Origin of the sequence: Clostridium drakei (assembly GCF_000633595.2) — a bacterium.
Classification (GTDB): domain Bacteria; phylum Bacillota; class Clostridia; order Clostridiales; family Clostridiaceae; genus Clostridium_AM; species Clostridium_AM drakei.
On record NZ_JIBU02000025.1, the window covers coordinates 47,511 to 57,357 of the forward strand.

At 26.7% G+C, this 9,847-nt stretch carries 11 protein-coding genes; all 11 read left to right on the forward strand.

Going from position 1 to position 9,847, the window contains the following annotated elements:
* The first annotated feature begins 80 nt into the window (after positions 1-80).
* The 11 genes from EG57_RS25480 to EG57_RS0214485 all read left to right on the forward strand — a co-directional run bounded on the left by EG57_RS25480 (position 81) and on the right by EG57_RS0214485 (position 9,623).
* Positions 81-686 (forward strand): methyltransferase family protein, encoded by a 606-nt coding sequence (locus EG57_RS25480; protein ID WP_052037926.1) that lies wholly within the window; start codon positions 81-83, stop codon positions 684-686.
* Between the two features lie 287 nt (positions 687-973).
* Positions 974-1,795: a hypothetical protein gene (locus EG57_RS0214440; RefSeq protein ID WP_032077895.1), complete on the forward strand. Its 822-nt coding sequence runs from the start codon at positions 974-976 to the stop codon at positions 1,793-1,795.
* Positions 1,796-2,000: 205 nt separating this feature from the next.
* A complete protein-coding gene (locus EG57_RS0214445) occupies positions 2,001-2,654 on the forward strand; it encodes a response regulator transcription factor (protein WP_032077896.1) in 654 nt (217 codons plus the stop codon).
* Complete coding sequence (locus EG57_RS0214450; RefSeq protein ID WP_032077897.1) at positions 2,655-4,076, forward strand: HAMP domain-containing sensor histidine kinase; 1,422 nt, start codon at positions 2,655-2,657, stop codon at positions 4,074-4,076.
* A gap of 41 nt (positions 4,077-4,117) precedes the next feature.
* The gene (locus EG57_RS0214455) at positions 4,118-4,969 is read left to right on the forward strand and encodes a helix-turn-helix transcriptional regulator (RefSeq protein ID WP_032077898.1); all 852 of its coding nucleotides are present in this window, start codon (positions 4,118-4,120) and stop codon (positions 4,967-4,969) included.
* A gap of 45 nt (positions 4,970-5,014) precedes the next feature.
* A complete protein-coding gene (locus EG57_RS0214460; RefSeq protein ID WP_032077899.1) occupies positions 5,015-5,473 on the forward strand; it encodes a VOC family protein in 459 nt (152 codons plus the stop codon).
* A gap of 55 nt (positions 5,474-5,528) precedes the next feature.
* Positions 5,529-5,795 carry a DUF3795 domain-containing protein gene (locus EG57_RS0214465; protein WP_032077900.1) on the forward strand — a complete coding sequence of 89 codons (267 nt, stop codon included), beginning with the start codon at positions 5,529-5,531 and terminating at the stop codon, positions 5,793-5,795.
* A 438-nt stretch (positions 5,796-6,233) separates the two neighbouring features.
* Positions 6,234-7,085, forward strand: a complete 852-nt coding sequence (locus tag EG57_RS0214470; protein ID WP_032077901.1) for a DMT family transporter — start codon at positions 6,234-6,236, stop codon at positions 7,083-7,085.
* A gap of 269 nt (positions 7,086-7,354) precedes the next feature.
* Complete coding sequence (locus EG57_RS0214475; RefSeq protein WP_032077902.1) at positions 7,355-7,906, forward strand: helix-turn-helix domain-containing protein; 552 nt, start codon at positions 7,355-7,357, stop codon at positions 7,904-7,906.
* Positions 7,907-7,938: 32 nt separating this feature from the next.
* Positions 7,939-8,655, forward strand: a complete 717-nt coding sequence (locus tag EG57_RS0214480; protein ID WP_032077903.1) for an alanyl-tRNA editing protein — start codon at positions 7,939-7,941, stop codon at positions 8,653-8,655.
* Positions 8,656-9,023: 368 nt separating this feature from the next.
* Positions 9,024-9,623, forward strand: a complete 600-nt coding sequence (locus EG57_RS0214485; protein WP_032077904.1) for a nitroreductase family protein — start codon at positions 9,024-9,026, stop codon at positions 9,621-9,623.
* Positions 9,624-9,847 lie beyond the last annotated feature (224 nt).

Below are 9,847 nucleotides of genomic sequence, written 5' to 3' on the forward strand. Positions count from 1 at the left end.
TTAATGAAGTGGATAGATCTGTAATTCAAAATATTAAGTAATAAAATTAATAGTTAATTAAATAAAAGGAGTGAATGTTAGTGTATTTATTTGGAAATTCTTATTTTGAAACACTTATTCTCAAAAATGCTTTTCAAGTGATATTTTTATTTTTTATTATTTCCGAAATGCTAATGTGGATTTTTATTAAATGGAACAATAAAAGAAATGCAGGAAATAAGAAAAATAATGATAGAGGTTCTTACAGTTTTATTGTTATTGGCTTTTGTTCTATAATATTTTTAAATCCTATTTGTAGAAAAATTTTTTCTAATACAATTCCTATATTACTTTTTTGGGTAGGCAGCATATTTATGATAACAGGAGTTTTTCTACGAGCATATTCTATATACACACTTCGTAAATTTTTTACATTATCTGTACAAGTAAATTCAAAGCAGAAAATAATACAGACTGGACCTTATAAATATCTTCGTCATCCTGCATATAGTGGGAGTATATTGTCTTTGTTAGGTACTGCATTGTGTTTTAGAAGTTTAGTTGGTATAATAGCTTCACTTCTTGTTATTATTATGGTTTATGGATACAGGATTATCATTGAAGAAAAAACTTTAGAAGATAGTTTTGGAATGATTTATAAGGAATATGAAAAAAGTACTAAAAGGATTATTCCTTTTATATGGTGAAATTTCATAAAAGCCTATCATGTGTATGACCATATTGGAGAAATTCAGTATGGTTTTTTCAGAGTAATATTTTAATCTTAATAACTTTAGGTTCCGCTACATTTATATTTACCAAAGTTTATAATAATATAGATAATAATGCAAAATCTAATGATAAATTTTTCATAGATTTTACAACTTGGTGACAAGTGAAGGATGGTTTTTACATATCTCTAATATATACTTTATGTTGTAGTGAGGATGTTTGGCATGCTAAACAGCTAAATATAATTTTGGAGGTATTTATAATGAATAGAAAAAGAATATTGGTTTGGGTATTGGCTTTATTAGTAGTAGGGGGTGCTTCAGGAATTGCTTATGCAAGTGAAAAAAAGGATACTACTAAAAATGTAGTTGTAGCAGCAGAAAATAAAAGTAGTAGTAATATTAGACAGCAAGGAATTATGAGCGATGAAGAAGCAATTAAAATAGCTACAGAAGCAATGAAAAATTACATGGGAAAAGATTCAAACTATTTTTCACAAATTAAAGTAGACAGATCAGCTGATATTGTAAAGGAAACAGAACAATTAAACAAGAAAGATGCAAAAGAAGGTTCAAAAGATGTAAAAAAATTCGAAGAAATAAGGGAAAAATACTCAAAAGAACATCCAGAAGATGCAAAAGTAAAGGCAGAAAATATGGCTAAAGTGAAAGATCAGAGCCTAATATATGTTTTATTCACTCCTAAAAATTATGATGAAAATAAGATGGGATCATATTCTGTTTCTATAAATGAAAAAGATGGTGAAATATTATTTGTAAGAGCTACAAATGACTTGGATAAGGATTTAGATCCTGTAATCAATGATAATAGGATTAAAAATACAACTTTAAGCTTCTTCAAAAAAATAGGAAAGAAAATTGAAGGTAATACTATAAAAGTGGATAAGAATATTAATTTGGGCAGGCTGTTAGTAAAATGTACGCTAGATAATGAAAGGGATTCCGAAATTGAAATAAATCTTAAAAATTATTCTGTAGTACATTATCAACTAAATACTATTAAGACTTTGCCTTCTATGCAAAAGGACATTGATAGCCAAACTAGAGAAATTAAAATTAATTAGTAAATAAAATTCTTAGCAGCATATGAAAATTGCTGGTTATTATTGAGCGAAGAAATGTAACTTTGTATAAATCTAAAATGAAAATAGTCAGATAGATTTTTTTAATCTGATTATTTTCATTTAGATAAAATATTAAATTACTTATGAAACTAAAAAGTAATTGGGTATATTGAAAAATCTAAGTGATCAGGAGGACAAGCAGGCAATGATAAAAATATTGGTTGTTGAGGATGAATTGCCAATATCCAATTTAATAAAGCTGAATTTAAATATGGCAAATTATGAGTGTGAAGCAGCCTTTAATGGGGAAGAAGCTTTAAAGAAAATTGAAAATGACAGTTTTGATTTAATTCTTTTAGATGTTATGCTTCCCAAAATTGATGGCTTTACACTACTTGAAAAGATAAAGCCTCTAGGAATTCCAGTTATATTTTTAACCGCTAAAACTTCTGTTATAGATAAGGTATATGGACTTAGAGCTGGAGCAGATGATTATATAACAAAACCTTTTGAAGGTATTGAATTATTAGCTAGAATTGATAATGTACTTAGACACTATGATAAAAATACTAATGTAATAAATTTTCAAGATGTAGAGATAAATTTAGAAGAAATGACAGCTAAAAAAGCAGGTGAAGCTGTAGAGCTTACTTTAAAGGAATTTGAATTATTAGTGTTTTTGGTACAAAATAAAAATGTTGTATTAACCAGGGAAAAAATAACAGAAAAAATTTGGGGATATGACTATGTTGGAGAAACTAGAACTATAGACAACCATATACAAAAATTGAGAAAAAAGCTTCTATGGAAGGATAAGATTAAAACTGTATTTAAGTTAGGATATAGGTTGGAGGGTTAAATGAGATTTTGGGAAAAGATATTCTTATGCACATTAGCTATATTTGAAATGTTTTTTGTTCCTTCATCAATATATTTAATTAACAGCAATTTTAAATTAAATCTTAATACAGAAATTAATTCTGGAATAAATGAAGAGCAGAGACTTTGCTCCTTTGTAGAATCAAATTTATTTTTATTTAAAATTCAAAAAGAGTCTAATTCTTACAAGACTGAGCTTGATAAACAAAGTATAGATTCAATGATTAATACATATTTAAACAATTTTGGGAAACAGGATATATATATTGAGGTAATAGATAATAACAATAAAGTTATTTTTACTAATTTAAGTATGAATATATCAGATAAAAGAGATGAACTTAATGTTCACCTTAATAAGGTAAAGTATATAATACGTGATATTGATGAAAAAAACTATTTATTCATAACCAAAAAAATAAATTTAGATAACAATTACTATAAAATTTCTTATGTTAAGGATGTTTCAAGTATTTATAAAAATAAAAAATACTTGTTAAATCTTCTTTTAAAACTAAATATATTTGTATGTATAATTTTAGCTGCAGTAACCATAGCATTAAGTAAATTTATAGTAAATCCTATAAATAAATTAATTAAAACTACTCAGAAAATAGCTGCTGGAAACTTTAGTGAAAGAGTAAAGGTAATATCAGATGATGAAATTGGATCGTTATCAAAAAATTTTAATGATATGGCAGATGTTATAGAGGATAAAATAGGAGAACTTAAAATAGCTTCAAATGACAAACAGAGATTTATTGATAATTTGGCTCATGAACTCAGGACACCATTGACTTCTATAATAGGATATGCTGATTTTCTTAGAACCACTAAGTATGATGAAGAAACCTTTATAAATTCATTAAGTTATATATATAGTGAAGGAAAGAGATTGGAAAAATTATCTTTTAAGTTAATGGACTTAATAGTTTTGAGAAAAGAAGACTTCAAAAAGAAAAGTGAAAATACTTCTCAATTACTAATTGAAATTAAAAATTCTCTACATCCGAAATTGGAAAAGAAAAATATTCATTTGGAAATTTGTGATGAAAATTTAAATTTATTAATTGATAAAGAATTAATAATGATAATGATAACTAACTTTATTGATAATGCTATTAAGGCATCTAAAATTGGTGATAAAATATACTTGAAAGCATATAAAAATAGCAGCTCCAATATAATACTAGAAGTTAAGGACAGCGGAATTGGTATACCAGAAGAGGACATATCAAAGGTGATGGAACCATTTTTTATGGTAGACAAATCTAGAGCAGGAGCTAACAATGGTGTAGGACTTGGACTCTCTTTATGTGCGGAAATTGCTAAAATTCATAATGCTAGGATTGATATAGAAAGCAAGGTTGGAGAGGGTACTATAATAAAGGTAATTTTTTAAACAAAGCTATATCAAGTATACTTGTGTGGGAGGAATAGAATTTGTTCTTTAATGATATTTTAGTAAAAAAGCATTTAAAAATAAAAGAAACATCTAATTATATATACATAGCACCTCATCCTCTTCTTAGAAAATATATTGCACACTATACTATATTATTTCCAAACCCAAAGGAAATGGGAAAGTGCAGTGATAATATTAATAATTTAACTTTAATACCTGACTGCAGTGGTTGTATTATATATACTTATGAAAACAATGATTTTTCATTAAGACTTTGGGGTGCAACAACAAAAACAGTTATAGTAAAAAATGATGTGAACTTTAAAAAAATAAGATTCTTTATTGAGTTTATACCTGGAGGGTTACATGCTATTACAGGTATAAAACAATCAGAGCTATGTGATATTCAGACACAGGTAGATGAAGTTGACAAGCATTTATATGATTCCTTAAGATGTGCTATGGAAATTTTAAATAATGTAGATGATATGATTTCAATGATTAATATGATTTTGTTGAAATCAGTAGAGAAAAATAATAAACAAAATGCAGTGATTGATGCTGCCTTAGAAAGAATTAAAATTACCAATGGAATATTAACAGTAAAAGAGCTATCGTCAAGTGAATATATAAGTGAGCGTCATTTAAATAGACTACTTAATGAATATATTGGAATAAATGTAAAGACATTTTTAAGAATTTCTAGAGTAAACTATTCAATAAATATGCTAAAAAAAGCTGAATACAAAAGTTATATAAATACAGCTCAAATCTTAGGCTATTTTGATCAATCACATTTTATCCACGATTTTAAACAAATATGTGGAATTTCTCCTAAAGAATTTTTCAAAAACATGTCCGATTTTTACAATGAAATTTTTAAATATTAATATATAATAAATGATGTTAAGAAAGTATAGATAGGAGAGATTTAAATGAAATTTGTATGTCCACTTATAGCTGTTAGTGATATTGAAGCTTCAAAAAGATTTTATGGAAAGGTGCTTAATCAAAAGGTGACAATGGACTTTGGAGCAAATGTTACTTTTGAAAAGGGTTTTGCGATACAAAAGGGTTTTGCTGAACTTATTGATATAAATGAAAATGAAGTTTTACATAAGTCAAATAATTTTGAACTCTATTTTGAAGAAGAAGATTTAAATGGATTTGTAGAAAGGCTAAAAAGCTTTGATAATATAGAATATGTTCATGATGTTAAAGAATATTCATGGGGACAGAGAGTCATTAGATTTTATGATCCCGATAAATATATTATTGAAGTTGGGGAGAGTATGGTAAGTGTCATAAATCGATTTTTAAGCCAAGGTTTAACTCCTGAAGAAACAGCTAAGCGTACTATGTTTCCAATTGAGTTTATACAAGAATTAGTATAGGTATTTATAAGTTTTGAAAGTTAAATTTTTGCTTATAATTGGGGGATTATAAAGAATGATAGAATCAAGATGTGGTATTTTATGCTCAGAATGCAAATATAGAGAACAAGTTAATTGTAAAGGTTGTGTATATATTGATAAACCCTTTTGGGGTGAAAGTTGTCCAGTGAAATCTTGCTGTGAAAATAGAGGACTTTTGCATTGTGGAAAATGTAATGATTTTCCTTGTGCTTTGCTTAATAAGTTTGCATATGATAAAGAGCAAGGTGATGATGGAAAAAGAATAGAGCAATGCAAAAAATGGGGTTTTCAGTACAAATAAAAAAATTATATATAATAAAGGAGATGTGAAATATGTAAACATACATTTAGAGCATCTTCTTTTTATTTTAAAATAGTTTATTTTCATAATTATGTAAAAAACATTATTGAAAATTAAATATTAGGATGCTAAAATGATAAGTATATTTTAAAGCAATATAAAAATTAAATAAATCACATAATATTAGTATTATATTTTTATAGCTATTAAATATTAGGCTAATACGTATTAAAAATGGTTATCCCTGTTATATAGAAAGTAAATTTAGGAGGAATTATGATGAAAAGACACAAGTATTTTTATCTTCCGTGATTAGTGGATTTAATAATTAATCCATCATAAATAACTGCTGCAGCTTAATGTTATTTATGAAAAGTGGTTAATCGAAAAATTCACATTTATAAGATAATCTTTGAGATTTTATTGGGGGGTAACTATATGAATATAAAAAATAAAAATTTAATACAAATTCATTTTGCTGTTTTTTTATTCGGTTTATCAGGTTTATTTGGAAAGTTATTATCACTGCCACCAATGATTATTGTTCTTGGAAGAGTTGTTTTCTCAAGTATATTTCTACTTATTTTAATGTTTTATTTAAAGCAGGATATAAAGCTAAAAGAAAAAAAGCATTATTTTTATCTGATAGTAATGGGCATAATTTTGGCTATTCACTGGAGTACATTTTTTAAATCCATACAGACAGCTACAGTAGCAATAGGATTGCTTACATTTTCTACTTTTCCTGTTTTTGTTACTTTTCTTGAACCATATTTTTTCAAGGAAAAAATTAAGTTAAGAGATATTGTAATTGCAGTTATTACATTTTTAGGAGTACTTCTTGTAGTTCCAAAGTTTCAACTTGGAAATAATCTAACACAAGGAGTTCTTTGGGGAATAGTATCAGGATTTACTTATGCTATTCTTTCAATGATGAATAGAAAATATGTAAAAGAATATTCAAGTTCATTAATTGCTTTTTATGAACAATTTGTAGCAGCAATTGTATTAATGCCTTCATTATTTTTGGAGAAGCCTGTTTTTAGCTCTAGAGATATAGTGCTGCTTATAGTATTAGGTACAGTTTTCACTGGAATTTCTCATTCTCTATTCATAAATGGCTTAAAGAATATTAAAACACAAACAGCAGGTATTATATCCAGTCTTGAGCCAGTTTACGGTATTGTCTTTGCTGCTTTTTTACTAGGAGAAATACCAACTTTAAGAGAAATATTAGGTGGAATTATCATTTTAGGCACTGTTTTTTATTCAACTATTAAGTGTAGGTAAAGTTTCATTAATTATGATGTTATATGAGTATAATGCGAGGCAAAGCTTCGCATTATTTTTATATTCTAAAGTATTAAAGGTTACAAATAGTAATTCTTATAATGTTATTAATGGGGGTTAAATTTTAGACAAATAAATATTTTTAAAATAGAACTTGCAATTATAACTTATGATATGTATAATATATTTAATGAATTGTAAATAATAAATAACAAACGTAAAATATAATTAACAATACTTGAATATTTATTTAACAGGAGGTTTAATATATGAATTTGAATCCAATAATTGCAGAAAATCTTAAACGTTTGAGGTTAGAAAGAAATTTAAGTTTAGGGCAATTAGCAGAATTATCTGGAGTGAGTAAAGTAATGCTTTCACAAATTGAAAAGGGAGATTCAAATCCAACTATCAATACTATTTGGAAAATTGCAAAGGGCTTAAATGTTCCTTATACAGTGCTAATTGATAAACATGAAGATGAAACTTCTGTGGTAAAAAAATCAGAAGCTGAACATCAGAATAGTGAAGATGGAACTTATCGTGTTTACTGCTATTATGGTAATACACCATATAGAAATTTTGAGTTATTTTTACTTGAATTGGATTCAAAGGCAACCTATACTTCTGTTGGTCATTCTGAAAAATCTCAAGAATATATCAGTGTTATTCAAGGAGAACTTGTACTTACAACAAATAATGAGGATTATTTGCTTAAAAAGGAAGATTCTATTTGTTTTTCATCGGCAAATTCTCACACTTATAAAAGTTGTGGTAAGAGTACTCTTAAAGCTATAGTTGTAAACTTTTATCCAATTTAATAATTTTAAATAAAATTTAGGAGGAATGAGAAATGACTGAATTAATATTTCAAAAGGACAGTTACATAAAGAAATTTGAATGTAAAGTTATTGGTATAGATGAGGCTGAAAATGCTGTTATTTTGGATAGAACAGCGTTTTATATAGGGGGAGGTGGTCAACCTTGTGATATTGGGGTATTGGAAATAGCTGAAGATAAGTATGTTGTTAAAAAGGTTAAGAAAAAAGGAAATGATGTATACCACTATATTGATGGAAAACTTCCTGAAGTCAATGAAATGTGTACAGGAAAAATAGATTGGGAACACAGATATAAATTAATGAGAACTCATACAGCTATGCATATTTTATGTGGTGTTGTATGGAGAGATTATAAAGCACAAGTAACTGGCGGAGACATGGATTGTCTTAAAGGAAGAATGGACTTTGAGTTCGAAAATTTCGATAAGGAACTAATAGAGGAAATTGAAAAGAAGGTTAACAAGGAAGTACAATGTAAAAGAGAACTTAAGGTAAATATTTTAGAAAGGGAAGAAGCTTTTAAAATTCCTGACCTAATAAGGACTAAAATAAATCTTTTACCAGAAGGAATTAAACAAATAAGAACAGTTGAAATTGAGGGATTAGACCTTCAAGCAGATGGAGGAACTCACGTAAAAAATACTTCTGAAGTTGGAAAAATAAAAATAGTAGACTATAAAAGTAAGGGAAAAATCAATAAGAGAATATATGTTGGGATAGAAGATTAATATAGCTTATTTTTTTATCCGAATAAGTAAGCTCCATCTGAGTTTAAGAATCACTTGATAGAATATATATGATTCTTATTTAATATTAAGATCAAAAGTTATAAAATCACAAAATTAATGTTATACTCCCCTTAAGATAAGCAGATTTAGAAATAAAATCTGTTAGTGGAAAGGGGAGTATTTTTGAATATTTATTAAAAAAGTTATTGACTAATTATTATTTTTATATAATAATAAATTTAAACTAGATAATAAATATAACAATATATAATAATTAAACAATTATGTAAGCTAAAAATAATTAATCAATAAATGGTAAAAATAATTAATGTGAAAAATATTTAAATTTTTTGGAGAGGAATGATAATATGGAAAAAAATTTTTATTCTGCTGTAGCAGACAGACGTACATTTTATGGAATTAGTAAAGAAGCTGTAACTTCTGACGAAAGAATTAAAGAAATTATTGAATATGCCGTAAAACATGCTCCATCAGCATTTAATTCTCAAAGTGCAAGAGTAGTCTTGTTACTTGGAAAACACCACGATAGATTATGGGATATTACAAAGGAAGCTTTAAGAAGGATAGTTCCAGCTGATAAATTTAGTTCTACCGAGAATAAAATAAATTCATTTCAAAGTGGATATGGTACAGTTTTATTTTTTGAAGACAATAGTGTAATTGAAGGGCTTCAGGAGAAGTTTCCTGCTTATAAAAATAATTTTCCCATTTGGTCACAACAATCAAGTGGTATAAATCAGTATATTATATGGACTTCATTAGAAATTGAAGGATTTGGTGTATCATTACAACACTATAATGAGCTAATTGAAGAAGATATTAAAAAAGAATGGTCTATACAAAATAATTGGAAACTTATCGGACAAATGCCATTTGGAAAACCAACAGCACAACCTGATGATAAACAGTTTGAATCTTTGGAAAATAGGGTTAAAGTATTTAAATAGAAAATTAATATTAATGCTAAAGTTATTAAATAAGGTGTATTAAAATTTCTAAATCATTAAGTTGTTTGTATAATTAGAAAAAGACTTAAATTTCAATTTTATTGAGATTTAAGTCTTTTTTATGGGATAATTAAAAATTCATCTATTATAAATCATAATTTAATCAGAAGTTTAGCACTTAAAAAATTTTTAGGACGGTAGTCCTTTGGATTGTAAAGCTTTAT